The sequence below is a fragment of the Protofrankia symbiont of Coriaria ruscifolia genome (genome assembly GCF_900634745.1).
In the GTDB taxonomy this organism is placed as follows: Bacteria; Actinomycetota; Actinomycetes; order Frankiales; family Frankiaceae; genus Protofrankia; species Protofrankia californiensis.
The window spans coordinates 13,150-30,912 of record NZ_CAAAFR010000161.1 but is presented as its reverse complement, the minus strand read 5'-3'; the positions used below and the strand labels follow the sequence as shown (position 1 = coordinate 30,912).

The 17,763-nt window shown below is 69.1% G+C and carries 16 protein-coding genes and 1 pseudogene; 12 read left to right on the top strand and 5 right to left on the bottom strand.

Annotated features, from left to right (window positions below; translation table 11 throughout):
- Positions 1-62: 62 nt before the first annotated feature.
- The 4 genes and pseudogenes from CV1CTNOD_RS27425 to CV1CTNOD_RS17830 all read left to right on the top strand — a co-directional run.
- A pseudogene (locus tag CV1CTNOD_RS27425) lies at positions 63-446 on the top strand (thiopeptide-type bacteriocin biosynthesis protein); the annotation flags it as partial.
- Between the two features lie 81 nt (positions 447-527).
- Positions 528-1,754, top strand: a complete 1,227-nt coding sequence (gene fxlM, locus CV1CTNOD_RS17840; RefSeq protein ID WP_165485596.1) for a methyltransferase, FxLD system — start codon at positions 528-530, stop codon at positions 1,752-1,754.
- Between the two features lie 749 nt (positions 1,755-2,503).
- A complete protein-coding gene (locus tag CV1CTNOD_RS17835; RefSeq protein ID WP_131787171.1) occupies positions 2,504-3,277 on the top strand; it encodes a hypothetical protein in 774 nt (257 codons plus the stop codon).
- Between the two features lie 284 nt (positions 3,278-3,561).
- Entirely contained in the window at positions 3,562-4,770 is a 1,209-nt protein-coding gene (locus CV1CTNOD_RS17830) for a hypothetical protein (protein ID WP_131787170.1), read from the top strand.
- A gap of 911 nt (positions 4,771-5,681) precedes the next feature.
- On the opposite strand, the gene CV1CTNOD_RS17820 is transcribed toward CV1CTNOD_RS17830, so the two are convergent.
- The 5 genes from CV1CTNOD_RS17820 to CV1CTNOD_RS17805 all read right to left on the bottom strand — a co-directional run bounded on the left by CV1CTNOD_RS17820 (position 5,682) and on the right by CV1CTNOD_RS17805 (position 10,852).
- Positions 5,682-6,611, bottom strand: a complete 930-nt coding sequence (locus CV1CTNOD_RS17820; protein WP_131787168.1) for a thiopeptide-type bacteriocin biosynthesis protein — start codon at positions 6,609-6,611, stop codon at positions 5,682-5,684.
- Between the two features lie 52 nt (positions 6,612-6,663).
- The gene (locus CV1CTNOD_RS17815) at positions 6,664-7,536 is read right to left on the bottom strand and encodes an SAM-dependent methyltransferase (RefSeq protein WP_131787167.1); all 873 of its coding nucleotides are present in this window, start codon (positions 7,534-7,536) and stop codon (positions 6,664-6,666) included.
- Positions 7,537-7,697: 161 nt separating this feature from the next.
- Positions 7,698-7,859, bottom strand: a complete 162-nt coding sequence (locus CV1CTNOD_RS24925; protein ID WP_165485594.1) for a DUF5679 domain-containing protein — start codon at positions 7,857-7,859, stop codon at positions 7,698-7,700.
- Positions 7,860-8,546: 687 nt separating this feature from the next.
- Positions 8,547-9,335: a 5-formyltetrahydrofolate cyclo-ligase gene (locus tag CV1CTNOD_RS17810; RefSeq protein ID WP_131787166.1), complete on the bottom strand. Its 789-nt coding sequence runs from the start codon at positions 9,333-9,335 to the stop codon at positions 8,547-8,549.
- A complete protein-coding gene (locus CV1CTNOD_RS17805; protein WP_131787165.1) occupies positions 9,332-10,852 on the bottom strand; it encodes a hypothetical protein in 1,521 nt (506 codons plus the stop codon). Before CV1CTNOD_RS17805 ends, CV1CTNOD_RS17810 begins: the two co-directional genes overlap by 4 nt.
- Positions 10,853-11,392: 540 nt before the next feature.
- On the opposite strand from CV1CTNOD_RS17805, the gene CV1CTNOD_RS17800 reads away from it, so the two are divergent.
- The 8 genes from CV1CTNOD_RS17800 (at position 11,393) to CV1CTNOD_RS17765 (ending at position 17,763) form a co-directional block, all read left to right on the top strand.
- Positions 11,393-12,193, top strand: a complete 801-nt coding sequence (locus tag CV1CTNOD_RS17800; RefSeq protein WP_242606785.1) for an SAM-dependent methyltransferase — start codon at positions 11,393-11,395, stop codon at positions 12,191-12,193.
- Positions 12,190-13,419, top strand: a complete 1,230-nt coding sequence (locus tag CV1CTNOD_RS17795; protein ID WP_131787163.1) for a hypothetical protein — start codon at positions 12,190-12,192, stop codon at positions 13,417-13,419. Before CV1CTNOD_RS17800 ends, CV1CTNOD_RS17795 begins: the two co-directional genes overlap by 4 nt.
- Positions 13,420-13,531: 112 nt before the next feature.
- Positions 13,532-13,864, top strand: a complete 333-nt coding sequence (locus tag CV1CTNOD_RS17790) for a hypothetical protein (protein ID WP_131787162.1) — start codon at positions 13,532-13,534, stop codon at positions 13,862-13,864.
- Positions 13,861-14,559 (top strand): ATP-binding protein, encoded by a 699-nt coding sequence (locus CV1CTNOD_RS17785; protein ID WP_131787161.1) that lies wholly within the window; start codon positions 13,861-13,863, stop codon positions 14,557-14,559. Before CV1CTNOD_RS17790 ends, CV1CTNOD_RS17785 begins: the two co-directional genes overlap by 4 nt.
- Positions 14,560-14,570: 11 nt before the next feature.
- A complete protein-coding gene (locus CV1CTNOD_RS17780) occupies positions 14,571-14,927 on the top strand; it encodes a DUF6907 domain-containing protein (RefSeq protein ID WP_131787160.1) in 357 nt (118 codons plus the stop codon).
- Positions 14,928-14,981: 54 nt separating this feature from the next.
- The gene (locus CV1CTNOD_RS17775) at positions 14,982-15,341 is read left to right on the top strand and encodes a hypothetical protein (protein ID WP_131787159.1); all 360 of its coding nucleotides are present in this window, start codon (positions 14,982-14,984) and stop codon (positions 15,339-15,341) included.
- 184 nt (positions 15,342-15,525) lie between these two features.
- Complete coding sequence (locus CV1CTNOD_RS17770) at positions 15,526-15,807, top strand: hypothetical protein (RefSeq protein WP_207386521.1); 282 nt, start codon at positions 15,526-15,528, stop codon at positions 15,805-15,807.
- Between the two features lie 429 nt (positions 15,808-16,236).
- Positions 16,237-17,763, top strand: a complete 1,527-nt coding sequence (locus CV1CTNOD_RS17765) for a hypothetical protein (protein WP_131787157.1) — start codon at positions 16,237-16,239, stop codon at positions 17,761-17,763.

The window sequence follows — 17,763 nt, the reverse complement described above, 5'->3', positions numbered from 1 at the left end:
ATCAACCCCCGAGGAACTTCCAGCGCTAACCACTTAGCCATCTCGCGCACGCACCAACGGGCACTGATCACCGACGCGAGCTGGGGCTTCTCCTTGGCACCCGCCTGCTGCGCGCCGCCGGGCAGGACTGGTACGAGCAGGGCGACATCTGGATCCAACTCGCCATCCACCGCAGCCCGGACACCGACCACCAGCCGCCGTCTCCCACGTTGCTGGCCGCGGTCACGCGACTGATCACAGCAGCCGGTGACGCCGACAACAGTCCGCTCGCGACCGTGCCGACATGGCCGTCCGCGTTTGAGGGCGCCGGCCACGCCCTCGCGGACCTGCACCAGCGGGGCAACCTCACGCGAGGGTTGCGGGCCATCCTGACCCATCATCTGATCTTCGCCTTCAACCGGCTGGGCGTCTCGGCCGCCAACCAGCACGCGCTCGCCACCGCGGCCAGCCGGGCCATCCTCGAACTCGATCTGTTGCCCGACCCTCCGCCAGCCGCCGGTGCAAATCGTCTGGGCCCTACTACCGTGATGGCGGTGATCACCGACGCCATCGACACCTCAACCGACGATCCGCAGCAGCTGCGGGACGACCTGGTCGCCTTCATCGACGGCCTGGGCACATTCCGCACCCCGGCGGTCAGGGACGCCTTCCGGACCGTGCCACGGCACCGCTTCCTACCGGACGTCGATCTGCCGACGGCCTACACGCCCCAGCCGGTCGTCACCAAACGCGCCGAGGACGGCACCGCCCTGTCCTCCGCGTCCAGCCCCAACGTCGTCGCCACCATGCTCGAACAACTCAACGTCCAGCCCGGCCATCGCGTCCTCGAAATCGGCGCGGCGACCGGCATCAACGCCGCACTTATCGCCGAGTTGACCGGCCCCAGCGGGACGGTCGTCACGATCGAACTCGACGACGACCTCGCCGCCCGCGCTCGCACCAGCCTGACCGCGACCGGATACGACCAGATCGAGGTGATCTGCGCAGACGGCGCGCTGGGCTACCCCACCCGGGCTCCATACGACCGCATCATCGTCACCGCCGGCGCGTGGGACCTCGTCACGGCCTGGTGGGACCAACTCGCGATCGGCGGCCGGCTGGTCGTCCCGCTGCGCCTGCACGGCAGCGGACTGACCCGCTCACTTGCATTCGACCGCGAAGACCTCGACCGAATGCTGAGCACGTCAGCGGCAGTATGCGGGTTCGTGCCCATGCGCGGCGCCGCAGAGATGGGCGAACGCCATGTCCGACTCGCCGACGACGTCATCCTCAAAATCGACGTCGACGACCGACCCGATGAGGCCGCGCTCGCACAGACACTCGCGTACCCGGCGTGTGAGTACTGGACCAGCCTGCCCGTCCGCCACGACGAACCCGCCCAACACCTCGACCTGTGGCTCGCCACAAATACCAGCGCTTGCTTCGGGCGGCTGGCCGTCGGGCCTGCCGCCCGGACCCTCGGGCTGGTCACTCCCGCCGTGCGCTGGGCCGGCGCCGCCCTCTACGACGGCGGCACCATCGCCTACCTCGTCAGCCGGACCCTGGACGACGACACCGATGAGCTGGGCATCGTCGCCCACGGGCCCCAGCACAGCAAATTCGCCGCTCAAACCGACGATCTGCTGCGCCGCTGGAACAGCAAACGTCCTGCCCAGCCCACCGTCACCGCCCAGCCCGCCGGTACCTACGGCGACCACTCAGGGCCGGGAACCGCCATCACACGATCAGACACAAGGCTGACGATTTCCTGGTAATCAATGCCTCCCTGCTGTTGGTCGACGGGCACAACCTCCCGTACCGGGCCGCCTTCCGTTTCCCCGCCCGGATCACCCGCCGCAACGGCCGGACATTACCTATGTCGCGGATGTTGATATCCGATCCGCCGGCCTCCGCGACAATTGCCCCGCAGGACGAGCAATCTCGTCTGAGTGGGGCGGTCTGAACTCCGTCTTCGTGCTGGTTCTCACTGGTTTTGCGCGGGGTTCGTCTTGGCAGGACTCGAACCTCACACCGCAGGTCCGCGGGCCGAGCGCAGACCGCCCACCGGCACCCACATTCCACACAGTGCAGGTCACCGCACATGTTGATGTTCGCCGAGCCTGCTGGGTGCACCCCGGCGGGACGCGAACCTGCGCGACGCATGACCGAAGCCTTCTGTCGCTATAAGTGACGGGTCGTTACTCTCGAAGGGCACGTTGTGTAACCACACCTCCGGGTCCGCTTCCAGCATGATGTTGCTATCTAGCAGATCGTTTGTCTCGGTCCCGGTCCATGAGCTCCCCATGAGCTCACCACGGTCATTCGATCATGAATCTCGCGGGTGATCGTCTACGTCTGGGCAGGTCAGGGACCTGCGCGGGGTGGACCATGTGTACCAGCATCCGAACCGTTTGATCTTGGTTGCTGGCCCAGAAATTACTGTCCGGTCGGTCGCTACCCGGGCCCTGACCAGGGATGATGTCGAGTGACTCCCCGACCGGCAACATCGACAAGCGGATCGAACATGCGTTCCGTCGACCTGGCGGTTCCGGAGACTCCGACCCGTCTGGTGACGGTCATCGTCGGGATCGTAGTCGCGTTGACGTTCTTGTTCGGCTTCGGCAACGTACTTGCCCTTGGCCTGCGCCTTGGCGTCCCGATCTGGGTGGCGCCGTTGGTCGCACCGGCCGTGGACCTGTCGGTAGTCGCGCTGTTGCTCGGCACGCGGCACGTCGCCCTCCATGGCGGGCCCGTGGAGGTGCTGCGAGCGGCACGGCGCATGCTCATCTTCGTTAGCACTGTAACGCTAGCGCTCAACATCGCGGAACCCCTGATCGCCGGGGACTACGGCAAAGCGGCATTTGATGCGGTTGGTCCGCTTTTGCTTATCGGGTGGTCGGAAGTGGGCCCGGGACTACTTCAGGCCATGCGCCCAGCCCGGTCTGATGTCCTGCCGGAAGGTGCACCTGCGGGCGGTGGCGCACACAGTCTCGTGGCAGCCGAACCGCGGGCGCAGCCAGAACGTCCTGCTACCACCGAGATGCAGCCGGCGCGAAAGGTCACGCCTCAGACTGGGCGCAAGGCACGCGACCAGGATCTGCTGCATCGGGCTCGGGCCGAAGACGTGCTGCACTGGCAGCAGTACCAGCGCCCGATCTCCGCGGAAACGCTGCGCAAGCGCCTCCATGTCGGTACTCCCACCGCGCGCAAACTGGTCGCGCAGCTACGCACCGACATCCACACCCAGATCGAAAGCATCTCCAGCCACCTCGACGGTATGCCCCAACCGGCCATGTGATCGACGGACAGGCGCCGATCCCGCGCTCACCGCGAGAGCACCGTGATCTCGATGGGCGCGGGATCGCAGCCGAGGACAACGGGCCGACGACCGGCGGGGATCATCGCGAAATCCACTGCGTGGGTCCGCGGTAAGACGACGCGCGAGCCGCGATCTGGACGGATCGGCGAGCGGCCGGGTAGGGCACCGACCCGACAGCAGATCGGTCGTAATGTGGCTCTTTGGGGCACGAAACTGTCGACCGTGTGATATATCGGTGCCATCAGCGTGACGCGAGAGGGCCCGTGGACACTGACATCGCCGCCATCCTCACGAAGCTTGACCAGGTCGATCCGACCGACCCGCGGGATCTGCGACGCGCCTGCGACGCCACCGCGGCGGCCTTGGCCGCAGCCGGCGTCGAGCCGCCGTTCCAGGTCCGCGCCACCGACGCGGTCGCCGACCCGTGGCTCACCTGCGCGCGGCTCTACTGGGGGCGCCGCCTGCTCGCTGAGCCGACCATGGAGGTCGCGGCGCAGTGCGCCCGCTGGCTCGCCGCACACACCAACGACCTGACACCCCAGCAGCGGGACGCGATCGTCGAAGCGTGGTCGCTCGGGTTCGCGGAGGCGACCAGGGACACAGTCGACTCGCGCTACGACGTCGCCGCGGCCACGGGCAGGCTCGCCGACCAGCCCGCCGACGTCCGCAGCTTTGTCGTGCTATACCACGCCGCCAAGTTGCAGGCGAACTACTGGTTCGATGAGTTAGACCTCTTCCTGGAAACGTCGCCGCTGATCGCCACCGGCCACAACCAGGCACACGGGCCCCTGCTCGCGGCGCTCCGCGCGTTCGCCGCGTTTGGCAGCAGCCGGCGGACCGTCGAGTACGCCACCAGGCTGTTCACCCAGGCGTGGGACGCTGCACCGCGATCGCGGCAGATCGTGGACGTCTGCCTGGACGGACTGCGTGTGGCACCGCCGTTCGAGGGGCGGGGGGAATTGCTACGCCGCCATGCCGCCGAGGCGGCCACCACCTATCCCGATGATCATAAGATCCGGTACGGCCTGGCGCAGGGGCAGCGGATCTGCGGCCTGCTCCCGGAGGCGCTCGACACGATCGGGACCGCGCTGCGACTCCTGTCCGCCGCGGGCGAATGGGACTCCGCCGCCAGGCCGCGCTACCTGCAAGAACATGACTTCATCTGTGACCTGCGGCGCCATGGCCGGGAAGACGCCGCCCAGCAGGCCGCGGCAGACGAGGACAGGGCCGCGGTGCGCCAACTCCAGCCTCGACTCCGGGACCCCAGCGCGCTGATGGGCATGGTGGTATTCGTTGTCGTCCTCGAAGCCGTCTTGGTGATTCTTGCCGGGAGATCGAGCGCCGCCGGCGCACTGGACTTGCGGACCCGGCTAGGGATGCAGGCGGCTCTCGGCGGAAGTCTGCTGCTCCTCGTAGCGTTCGTCAGCGCGATGACGAGGTTGATCGTTCTCGGACGTCGTCGTCCCTGGTAGCGGTCGCCGGTCTGCTCGCAGGGCGGCATCGCGTGGCTGGAGGCGCGGCAGCTGCCGGGAGGCCGACCTTCACGATCGGGAGCAGCGAAACGCGCAGCCGGAGCAGGCGGTGGCGATCGGCGGCAGTCTTCCGCGCTGAGCAGCCAAGCATCGCCGTGCTGTCTGGTTCGCTGGGCCGGTCTCCTGACATTCCGACGATTAGGTCACTGCGGTCACGCTATGGTCACCTATGGTCTCTCCCCGGGATTCCTCGACCTTGATGACGCTCAACATCAAGGAGGGCGGTGATGGACGCTGGGCGGACCTCGCAACACTGATTCGGGACCTGGGCCCGGATCTCCTCCTGCTGTGTTTTTCCGACCGCGACCGCCGTCGATGCCTGCGCCGCCGGGATTCAACGTAGCGGACATGTCCGTGACGCTGTGGGATGTTGAGCGTGTCCCTGGCGTTGTTGCCGACGCGTGTCTGACGTGACCCGCGCGATCGGGCGAGATCCAGAGCCTCGATCAAGTAGTCATCGCGGCCAGATCCGGGTGGGCTATTGGGACTTGGCCGGGCCGGGGTTCCGTGCGGCTGCGGACTGCGCTCGCGGCGAGAACCCGGTCCGGGCCGACCGGCCCGAGGGGTTACGGGCAGCGGACGACTGCACTCTCGACGATGCTTTCCCTGTCATCGGCGTCGACCGTGACGACCTTCCGCTGCTCGGCGTACTCCGACCGGCCCTGCTACCGCTCTTACTCATGGTGCTCACCTCCGTGCTTGCCCTGGTGTTTCCGTGCCGACCGGGTGGGATGACGCCAACCGGCTGGTCGTGTCTACGCAGCCACCCGCTGTTCCCGTTGGGCCGCCGACGCGCCGATCCGTTCCGGTGGCCAAATCGCCACCGATCGGCAATCTCGGTGGCGGCATCCTTATGGAGAGTAGAGGTGCGTCACCGCGTGGGCGAGGACGGCCCGGGTGGCTGCGGGCATTCCGAGACGGTTCCATTGGGCGTTGACGATGGTGGCCAGGACATCAACAAGCCCGCGGGTCAGCAGGTTGTTGTCGGCGGCGTCGGCGAGCCGTTTGCCTGCGTCGGCGCAGCCGTCCGTCCACGCTGCGGCGGACGCAACTGCCAGGTCGGAGGCTGGGTCGGTCAGGGAGGCGAGCAGTTCCGCGCCGAGCCGGCGGGCGCCGGCCGGGTCGACGTTGGGATGGGTATCGGCGAGGCGGGTGTAGACGTCGCCGCGGGCGGACCAGGCGAGTCCGGCGGCGACCATCAGGGTGTCCAGGACGGCGACAGACAGCTCACGGCGGCCGAGCGGCGGATCGGCCAGGCGGGCGTAGCCGAGGACGCCTCGGCTGTCGACGACGAAGAGATCCTGCGCGATGGCAGCACCAGTGAGCCCGCCGAATGGCTGCGGGTCCAGCTCGTAGGGCTCCGGAACCGTCGCGGCGACGGTTCCCGTTCGTCCCAACCGGCGGATCGCCTGGCCGGCGGCGGCGAGATCGGGATTGTGCAGGTAGATCCGCCACGCACGAGGCTCTCGCCGAAACCACCACCCCGTCGACCGCCGGCCCGCGCACAGCGTGTCGAGCACCGGGGCCACGACGGTCGCCATCGTCGTCTCGGCCTGCGCCCGGTCGCCGAAGACGACGCGGACAGTGTGCCAGCGGACCGCGGACCGCGTCTCGACCGCCCTTTTGCCGCCTGCATGGTAGACCGCGAGGGCGGCTTGCAAATCCGCGGCCGACAGACCGGTTCTGGCGGCGACCTCGGGGAGAGCCTCTCCGGCGAGGACGGCCCGCACCGCGCCCGCGACCTGGCTGACAGGCGTCACCGCCGGCTTCGCCGTTGTCATCTGTCATCCCCTGTGGGCACGCCTGGAACCGGACGCAGATTTCGGATGGGGCCTACGGCTTGCGCGCGATGGCCGCGTAGCAGGACACTTCCGCGTCCGTTGGATCATCGGTAGTGTTGGTGGCGTCGGGGTGCCAGCGGTGTACGACGACCACTCCGGGATCGACCAGATCAAGGCCGGTGAAGAATCGCTCGACCTCGGCTCGGCTGCGGGCTTGGGCGGGGATACCGCGGTCCCGGTAGATGGCAGCGGCCCGGTCCGCCTCGGCGGGCGCGAAGTCGGCGGTGGCGTGCGTGAGCGTCAGAAAGCTACCGGCGGGTAGTGCGTCCAGTAGCGTCTTCACGATGCCGTAGGGGTCGTTGTCGTCGGGCAGGAAGTGCAGGATCGCGATCAGTGACAGCCCGACCGGCCGGCTCAGGTCCACAGTGGCGCGTACCTCCGCCGAGCCAAGGATCTTCTCCGGGTCTCGCAGGTCGGCGTCGAGGTAGGCGGTGGCGCCTTCCGGACTGCTGGTCAGGAGGGCGCGGGCGTGCGCCAGGACAATGGCATCATTGTCCGCGTAGACGACCCGGGTGTCGGGGGCTACCGACTGCGCTATCTCATGCAGGTTCGGGCTGGTCGGGATACCGGTGCCGATATCCAGAAACTGGCGAATCCTTGCCTCGGCGGCGAGGAACCGCGTCGCCCGCCGCAGAAAACCCCTGTTCGCTTGGGCCACCGTCCGCGCCTGGGGGAATGCTGCCAGCACCTGCTCGGCGGCTTCCCGGTCGGCGGGAAAGTTGTCTTTACCGCCCAGATAGTAGTTGTACATGCGAGCAGGGTGGGGGACCTCGGTGCGGAGATCCGTTGTTGCGGCTGTCTCCTTGGCCGCTGATTGGAAGTTCCAGTTGCCGACCGTGCTGTCTTCGTTCGTCACTGACGCCATTTCCACTGTTCTCTAGATCCGGTATTTGGGTTCTTCTTTGTGGTCCATGCAGGGTTTCGACGATCCCGCGGTGGACGATGGCGCCCTTTGTGAAGGGCCGCCTGCCCCCGCCGGACCTCGTCAACAGCGGGGCAGGCGACGGTGGACGGCGCCGGTGCGGGTCAGGCTTTGCCGAGGATGCGGTTGATCGTCGAGCCGCAGACCGGGCACGTTCCCCGGGCCATCCGCCTGCCGGACTCGCTGATCCGGACCTCGCCGGTGTAGTGCCGTTTCGCCTTGCATTTGACGCAGTAACCCTCGTAGCTGGAGGTGCTCTCGGACACCCGGACTCCCTTCCAGGTCTGCCCCGGTTTTGTCCGCCGGATTGGACGGGTGGTTGACAATGTTCGTGACAGTGATGGACTTGTATGGAACAGACAGGCGCTGTTGCTAGCGGTGCGGTCGTTGCGTTGCGCCTCGCTGTCGATGGCCGCATGGCGGCTGACCGTGGCGTCGGTGGGCCGGTCGTCGTGGGTCCGGTTAGGTGCCAGCGCTGGGATGGCTCGATGGCTGCGGCGCAACGTGGGTCAGCGTTTCAAGGGGCCGGGCGCGAGTCATTCCCCGAGGAACGAAGAGGTGATTCGCGGCCGTGCGCCCCGGCTGACCTGCGCCGAGACCGTTGGTGAGCTCCATCCCCTTCGCACCGATGGGCACGAAACGTTCCCGCCGTGCGAAGGACTCGTCCCGCTCGGTCCGGCGTCCCCGGCATGCCCCGTCTCCTGAGACTCCGCGACGCGGCGCGGCGCGGCGGTCTACCCGCCCGAGACCACCGGCCTACGAAGATCGAGATCGGCCCCGTCGGTGCATGCTCTGGGCCTGGTGGCCATCGGGGAGAGCGCGCGGTGCGTGGGCCGGCGGGCTCATGTAGGTCGGCTTCGGAGCTTTCCATTCTCGAAGCGGTGGCCGGCGCGTCCGACCGAACCGGAAAAACGAGAAGAGAAGCACTGAACAGAATTACTTCGTCGTGCGGGTCAGCGTTCGTCGGTACGGCGACGAGGCTGATGGTCCTCGGGCGCCGTGGGAGTCCCCGGGAGCCGCAGCCAGGCCGCTCGTCGGGCGGCGAGGACGGGGATCGTGCTGATGGTGGCGTCGTCGAGGTCCTGCCAGTAGAGGCCCTCGGGGCGTCGGGGTGGCCCGCAGGTGATAGTGCGGGTGGGGGTGACGATGAGGTCGACGCTGAAATCGTGGCGGGTTTCAAGGAGCTCGTCGTCGACGACCTGAAGGTCGTGGACCGTGGTGACGATGGTGGTGGTGGGCTGGATGAGCCCGGCTTCCTGGAGAAGCGCGAATTCGAGGTCGGAGTAGCCGGCGCCTTTCCCGAGGCGGACGCCATCCGGGTTGACCGCGACGCAGCCGCAGACGACGAGGTCGACGGGGTCCATGTCGTTCACGCCGACCGGGTCGGCGATAGTGGCGGCGACGTGCCGGTCGGCGGCCTGCTCGGGAGGCAGGGGCAGGGTGGTGGGGTCGAGGCGGTAGAACGGCAGCGGTTCGGCGAGTCTGGGAACGGCCATGTAGACGGTCTTGCCGTCGCGGAGGGCACGGGCGCGGACTGGTTGCTGGGCCCGGTCGGGGACGGCCTTCACCACGTGCGCCGATGCCCAGGTGGGGAGGGCGGCCAGCCGTGCGGCGGCGACGTCGGCACCGGTGAACGCGGGGATATAGCCGTGGACGCCTGGTGGCGCGGCGTGTTCGCGTTCCAGAAGGGCCCAGATCCGGTCGCGGACTCGCTGTTTGGCGTCGTGGACGTCGCGGTTCATGGGACTGGGGGTGCCATGACGTCGAGGAGACGGTCGCAGGCGTCGCGGACGGCCGGCAGGTGGCGCCAGGGCTGGAGTTCGCGGCTGATCGTGAACGCCATCGTGATGCCGCCGCCGCCTCGGGTGCGGGTGACCACGTCGAGGGCCTGGTTGAAGGTGTGCGCGGCCTCGTCTGGTTTCCGTTGGCGGATCTGGGCGAGCGCGAGATTCCCCAGGACGATCGCGTCGGCTTTGGCCGGGCTGTGAGGGTGGGAGTGGGCGTGTCCCAGGAGGTCCTCGGCCGTCTTCGGCCGACCGAGGAAGAGGTAGCAGGAGCCGGCCATGCGCGGGATGTGCCTGGGTGAGTACAGGTAGCTCGCCTCGTCCGCGGCGTCGGTCCTGCCCAGAAGGTGTTCAGCGTGGCCGAGTAGCTCTTCGCACTCGGTGGTGCTGCGTTGCATCGCGTACGCCTCAGCGGCGTGCAGGGTGGCCAGCCCGGCGAGGACGTCGCTGGAGCCTTCGGTCACCGTCATGCAGCGGCGAGCGAGATCGAGCGCTGCCTGCGGGGCCCGCTCACCGTGCAAAGCGACGATCGTGGAACGCAGCAGCGCAAATCCTTCCACGATCGGATTGCGCAGCTCCCGGCCGGCGGCGGCGGCCCGGTCCAGATAGGTGTGGGCCTGGCGGTGGTCGCGTCGCTGGGAGGCGTCCCACACGAGCTGGCCCATCAGGATCGCCGCCTCGGCTTCCGCGGTCAGCAGTTCCCGGCGCAGACGCATGGTCGGTCCCTGGGAGCGCAGATAGCTGATGATGGTGAGCAGCTGGCCTGCCTCGGGCAGCAGCTCCGTCGGCGGCGTGCGGTCGTACTGGGCATCAAGGTCCTCGACCCGCTGGCGCAGGAGCGCGATCGTCACCAGATCCACGGATCGGGGCTGCTCGCGCACATGGCTGAGACGCTCCTGGACCGGCTCGTGCTGACCCGCTGCCAGGACAGGCCAGGTCACGGGATCGAAGCCCGGGGCGCGAGCCGGTCGGTCCCGCGATCGATCGGCTACGGATCGGGCCGGGGGCGGCGGTCCGGCCAGGGACCGACTTGGCGGCGCAGACTTCGGAGGGGCCGGCGCGGAGGCGCCCATGCTGGTAAGGAGCAGCCGATCTGACGGGCTGAGATGGTCGTGGTCGTCGAGGTCGAGCAGGGTGTGAACATCGGTTCCGTAGACGCCCGCGAGCAGGGCCAGCGTCTGGGGCATGAGCCGGCGTACGCGTGACCGGGGGAAGTTCTCCAGCTCGCTCAGCTTCGGTTCGGTCATCGGCGCTTTGCCCGTGGGGTCGAGTCCGTGTTCGGCGGCGTAGGCGTTGATCCGGTCCGCGGCCTGCGTCAAGGTCCAGCCGAACGCATGCCGATGCGCCGCCCGGGGGCGAAACCGGTAGCGGCGGGCGAACTCCGCGGCGATCTCCTGATGCGTCATCCCGCGATCCCGCATCCGACTGCGCAGGTCGTCCTGTTCGGCGCGCAGGCTGGCCTTGGGCCTGGACATCCGAGATTCCCCTCGCCGACGGCGGCCCTCCTGGCGGAAAGCCCGCAGAAGCAATCAGTCCGCCTAACGGTAGCCGTACGGTCACGTGGTCCGTGGCGCAGCCTGGTCGGTGGACCGGTCGTCGCGCGTGTTCTCGCCGAGCTGGGCGACGACACCACTCGGCCTCGGCGCGGCCAGGCGGTGCGACCGCCGACACGATTCTGGTTGCCGGACGATCAGATCCTGCGTATCAGGAAGCGACCACCTCGAAGCAATGGCCGCCTCCGCGAGAGTTTCTCCAGGTCAGCCGGGGTTCGGCGGGACGAACAGCTTCTTCGTCGCCGCGGGAATGACCGGCCGGCGCCGTCAGGACGATGGTGTAGCGGTTCCCCCGTGCCTACCGTCAGTGAGGGCCGCTCCCATGATGAGCATCGACTACGTGACGTCCTGTAACCGCCCCGTCGGAACCAGACCCGGACCGGACGACAGACCGGGACAGCCGCGCCGATCGCCGAGGGGCGCATTCATCGGGGCTGGCCGGTCGTCGCGGGGGCGGTCCTGATGGAGGAGACGTTCGCCCCCGTGGAGCCCGAGGGCCCGAACGTGGCCAGGGTCTACGACTACTTCCTCGGCGGGGCGCACAACTTCCCCGCCGATCGGGCAGCGGCGACGCGGGTCGTCGAGACGTGGCCGCAGATCCGCGACACCACCCGGGTCAACCGTCTTTTCCTCGGTGAAGCGGTCCGCTTCCTCGCCGACGAGGTCGGCCTTCGTCAGTTCCTCGACATCGGCTCCGGCATGCCGACGATGGGCAACGTCCACGAGGTCGCCCAGCGGCTTGCGCCGGATGCCCGAGTCGCCTACGTGGACCACGACCCGATCGCGGTCGCGCACAGCCAGATTCTGCTCGCGTCCAACCCGACGGCGCTGGCGGTGGAAGCCGATCTGGCCCGACCCGAGGAGATCCTCACCCATCCGGAGATCATCGGCCTGCTGGATCTGTCCCAGCCGGTCGGGCTCCTACTGGTGGCCGTCCTGCACTTCTTCCCAGACGACACCGACCCGGAACGACTGGTCGCCTCCCTGCGCGACGCCCTTCCGGCGGGCAGCTACCTGGTCCTGACCCACGCCACCGCCGACGGGCAGGGCCGGGACGTCGCGGACGCGGCCGAGGTGTACCGGCGCACGACCGCGCCGTTCCAGCTGCGCGACCGTGACCAGGTGGCGCGGTTCTTCGACGGCACTGACCTGGTCCAGCCCGGCGTGGTCCTGCTACCGGGCTGGGAGGACGACCGGCAGCGCCGGGCAACGACAACCGAAGGACGGCTGCCGGTCTACGCCGGCGTCGGGCGTATCCGATGAGCCCGCCGCCGGGCTGCTCGACCTGCTGGCCAGCCGTCGACGTCCGCCGGCTGGTACGGCACGCCGAAGGACGGATCACCACCGCGACCGCCACCCTGTGGCCGCGGACCGAGGCGACGTTCGGACCGACGGTCACGGCCGGCAACGCGTTCCTGCGCCAGGTACAAGTCGGTCGAGAGACGCTGTGCGCGACGATGCGCCCGGCGGGCGCGTCACTCACAAGCGTGGTCCTCGGCGACCTTGGCGACCTCGGCACCGTGCTGACCAACGACGGTGGCGACGCGGACGCGGCCCGGGAGGACGCGACCGCCCGGGAAGCCGAACAGCTCACCGCCCTCGCGGCCTACAGCGGTCTGCGGGTCGCCGCCCCGATCGCCACGGCGCACGGGGTGATGTTCGCCCCGTGGGTGGCCGGCGCCAACCTGACCAGCAGACTCCAGGCCCGCCCAGCGGCCCTCACGCACCTGCTGACGACGCTCATCGACGATCTGGGCGAACTGCACCGCGACCCACCTGAGCAGCTGCGGCAGGTGGCCGCGCCGACCCGCATCCAGCCCCGGCCCCGGATACTCACCCAGGCACTAGCCCATTCGGTGAACCACATCCACACCGCCCCCGCACAGCCCACCGAGACCGACGACCTGTGCGCGCTGCTGGGCACTCTGTCGCTGCGGCTCGCACGGCTGGCCGCCCAGCTTGACCCGCTACTGGTCACCCGAACCGGGATCGCGTTCGGAGGGCTCACACCACGCCACGTGCTGTACCCGGACTCCTCGTCCCGTCCGGTCCTGGTGTCACCTGACCTTGGGCCGGGGGGAGAACCCGTGGACATCGGAACCCTGTTCGGCCACCTGCACCTGCTGGCCCTCGACAGCCCGCGCACGGTGCGGGCGGAACTCGTCGAGGGCATCGAGGCGTGCCTTGCCGGCCGGGTGGCCGCCCACGGCACCGAGTGGAACGGCTGGCTGACCATCGTGATGACGACCTGGGCAGCCACCGCCTACGACACCGTCGTCGCCGCCCTCACACTGCCCGACGCGCTACCCCTCGAACCAGCCACCGACCAGCTATCGGCTCGTCCGCTGCCCGCCCTGGCCGACCTCAAGACCCTCACCGGCGCGCTGCGCCGCCACGGCGCCCTGGCCGCGCTGAACGCCACACTCGCCTCGCTCGCCGGCCGCCCGGCAGACCACGACGACGTCGACACGACGACCGCGCGGCGCTGAGCTCACCGTTGCGGAACCCCCGCCCACGGAAGGCGCACCTTCATGGTCACAACGCTGCACCGGGCCCCGGAAGGCCGGTCACAGCACGACAAGAGTCAAGACCCGCTCGATCGTGACTTCGATCAGCTTCGAGGCGCCGGCGGTCCGCCTGCTCGATACCCACGTCCGCCACGGCGCCGTCTGCTCAGGCTGCGGGCGGGCATGGCCGTGCCACCTGGTCCTGCTCGCCGACCACAACCTGACGCTGGTCGGCGAGACCACCCCTGCCCATGTCCCGCCGCCCGACCGCACCACCGCTTCTGCCGGCAGGTCCTGGAACCACGCGGTGTCTCCAGCCCTGCCCGTCCCGTCCGTAGCCGCTGGCTGTAGCCGAACACCCCCGGCCGCACCGCACCGTCAGCGCGAGGGCCGCTTCCCGTCCCTGCGCCAGGAGAAGTCTCTATGACCACCGCGCTCGCCGCCAGCCCGTCCGCAACGCCCGACCCGCCCGCCGAGCCGCTGCCGCAGTACATCCGGCATTACCCGGCCCTCCCGCAGTCCGTCAGGGCCGCCCGCCACGACGTCGCCGCGCAGCTCCAACGCTGGGGCCTCGACGGTTTGATCGACACCGCGACCCTCGTGACATCAGAATTGATCACCAACGCCCATGCCGCCACGCATGACGCCCGTGGTCCGCAGGGGGATGACGACACGGCGTCCCGGATCGGGATGCGCCTGACCTACAGCCACCGTGACCTGATCGTCGAGGTCTGGGACCACGGCAGCGGTCGCCCGATCCGCCCGACCGCCGACACCGACACCGAAGACGGGCGCGGCCTGCGCCTCGTTGCCGCCCTCGCCCGAGACCTCGGCTACTACCCGGTCCGAGTCCGCACCCCCGACGGCTACCGAACCAAAGGCAAGATCGTCTGGGCGGCACTGCCCCACGAGACTCCATCCATCCCGCACCTCCCGAACAGCCCGGCCGAGAACCTGCCGCGCCGCGACCCGCAGCCCCCAACCCATGAGGGCGCGCCGAATCCGGACGTTTACGACCGCGCGCTGCTGCAACGCGTCCTCGACGCACTACGCAACCTCGACGACTGGACACCGGCCACCACCCCGACCAGCTCCGTGCACCGCCCAACCGGCCCAGAGTAGGAGGCAACCCTATGAACGCCCCCGTGGACACCTCTTGCCCACCGTGGTGCGACCAGCCCGCCGGCCACCTCCACGTAGAAACAGCCGGCCCCGGCGACTACCACATCTCCGAATTCACCCTGGTCGACCTGCCGGAGATCCCCGGAATACGCGAGGGCACCGCCATCCAGGTCGCGATCGAACAGTACGTGACCTCCACGACCACCTACGACCCCTTGATCTCCCTCGGGCTCGGGGACGACGACCCCGACAGCGAGGCCCTCACCCTCGACGAAGCCGACACGCTCGCCACGACGATCAGCCGCGCCGTCACCGCGGCCCGCGACGCTCAGACACGCCAGAGCCCGAACGACGATAGTCCCGCCTGACGCCGCGGGCGCGCCACCCGCCGCCCACAACCATCACTTGGCCGGAGAGCACCCGTGACCGTCGACAGTCCCCTGACCAACAGCCCCGCCATCGACGACGTCGACCTACCAGACCAGGTCGACGCGGGCCTGCTCAGCGCGCTCGTACACGTCACGGCCCCCCGTCTGTTCGCGATCATCGCCGACCCCCCCGACCCCGCCGATATCCACGTCGTCGCCTGGGGACGCCGCTTCGACGACTACGTGGCCGTCATCGGTGCCGACGGAAAGATGAGCGGCAGCTTCTCGTCTCTGGACCGCGCCCTCTGGCTCTTCTCCTACCTCGACGCCACCGTGCGTGTCGTCTGGCACTCCCCGCCGGGGCCCACCCGCCCGCACCACTCCCGCCGACGGATCACCCGGCTACGACGCTGACGATCAACATCACGCCGACTTCCGCCGAGCCGGTCCTTCCCGCCGATCCATGCCCAGACACGACCCTGCCGCGACCGGCAGCGAACCATCGCCCCCCGCCCAGACCTCCAACGACGAAGCGACCTCGATGCGATCTCGACACACGGTCCCGCCCGCGCTCCGTCCCATCGTTCTGCTCGCACGCATGCGCGACCTCCTGCCCCCCGAAAAGCTGGCGAGCCTCCTCGCCAGCTTCACCCCGCCCCTTGACCCGACGGACCCGGACTGGACAGACCTGTGCTCGGCCCTGGAAACCTACGACCAGGCGGAACCGCTCGGGGTGAACCTGGACCAGGCCCGCTCCCAAGTCGACGCCGCCGCCACGATCCTCCACCGCGGTGCCAGCACGCCAACCCGCCACGAGCGCCAACGGCGGGGGCGCGCCCGCGACCGGGCGGGTGGTGTCCACGAGCACCAAGCGGTCTGATTCACGCGAACAGATGGACCCTCCAGCGCCGAACAGATCGCAGGGGCCCCACGGCATTTCCGCAGCTCAGCCTGGCAATGACGGTACGAAGGAAACGTTCGGCCAGCGGGGAATGACACGCACCACCACGCCAAGCGATCCTCATGGTTGGTGCCCTGTCTGGTTGAACGGGGCTCCAGTGGCTCTACCTTGCAACGGAGTGATCATTGGCCTCGGAACGCGCATCGCAGGCGAAAGCGCCGGCCGGCGCGCCGAGTAATCAGACAGCTCCTCCGAGCCCGGCGAACAAGCGATGGCTGGCGCGCCACAGGTTCGGCCGCCGGCCCCGGCCCGCCAGTGGGGAGCCCGTTACTCTGGCGATGGTCTGCCCGTTCCCAACATGGCGCGGATCGACGGCGGTCCGGCGGACAGGCCCGGAGGGGACGCGGCGTGAGTAGGCCGAGCCAGCGGGTGGAGCAGGACGAGTTGCGAGCGCGGATGCGCGCGGTCGGCATGTCGCACGACGAGATCGCGATCGAGTTCGCCCGCCGCTACAAGCTGCGTCCCCGCGCGGCGCACCGGGTCGCGCACGGCTGGACCCAGATGCAGGCCGCGAACCACATCAACGCCCACGCCGCCCACGCCGGCCTCGACCCCCGCGGCGCCGCGCCCATGACCGCACCGAAGCTGTCGGAACTGGAGAACTGGCCGCTACCGAACAGCCGCCGCCGGCCCACACCCCAGCTCCTCGCTCTGCTCGCCGAGGTCTACGACACCAGCATCCACAATTTGATCGACCTCGACGACCGCGAACACCTCACCCCCGCCGACACCCTCCTCATCAACACCACACGCAGGAGCCGTGCGGCGGGCCCGGAACGTGGATCAGCACCGGTCCTTGTTCTCCAGGACGGGTCAGGCCGGCCTCGCGGGGGCGAACGGATCGCCGTGCCTGCCCTACCAGCGGTGCCGGTCGTCAGGCTCGCGGATGTTATGGGAGCAGCGATGCGCGACATCGACCGACGAGATTTCGTCGCTGCGACGGCCGCCGCGCTCACGTTCGGGAGAACCGCTCCTGGTAGGTACGTCGACCCGGCGATCGTCGACTACTTCAGCCAGCAGCTGGAGGGGCATTACCGAGCGGACATGATGCTCGGTCCCCGCGAGCTGATCGGTACCGTTACCGCCCAGCACACGCTCATCAGTAACCTGGTGGCGACCGCACGCGGGGAGACGCGGCTGGCCCTCCTGCGATCCAGCGCGGCCTACGCCTCGCTGGTCGGCTGGCTCCATCAGGACGCCGGTGATCTTCCGAGTTCGTCCGTCTGGCGGGGCATCGCCCTGGAGGTCGCACAACGCTCCCGGGACCACCAGCTCGTCGCCTACGCGCTGCTCAACCACGCATCCGTTCGCACAGATCTTGCTGATGGTCTCGGCGCGCTCGACCTGTGTGACGCGGTCCTGTCCGAGGCCGGCCGGCTCAGCCCGAAGATGCGGGTCCTAGCGCTCCAGCAGCAGGCCCACGGCGCGTCGCTCGTCGGAGATCGTGCCACCGTCGACTCTGTTCTGGACCAGGCGGCCCCGCTCGTCGAGAGATGCGACGACGGCCTGCCGTGGGGCAACGCCTGCCGTCGCACGCCGGCCTACCTGGAGGTGCAACGCGCTACCTGCTACGGACGTTTGGGACTGGCCACGGCCGCAGCTGGCCTGTGGCAGCAGGTCTTCGCGACGACGCCTGCCCATGCCCGGCGGGACCGTGGCGTCTACCTCGCCCGGCAGGCCACCGCGTGTGTCCAGAACGGCGATCTGGGGCGCGCGGTCGATGCCGGGCGACTCGCGGCGGACTTGGCGGTGGAGACTGGGTCTGTGCGGATTCGCCGTGAGCTCGCCGGCCTGCGGCAAGCCGCGAAGCCCTGGAAGGGCACGGCCGCCGGCCGCGACCTCGACGAGATCTTCGCCCCGGAGAAGGAGACCTGA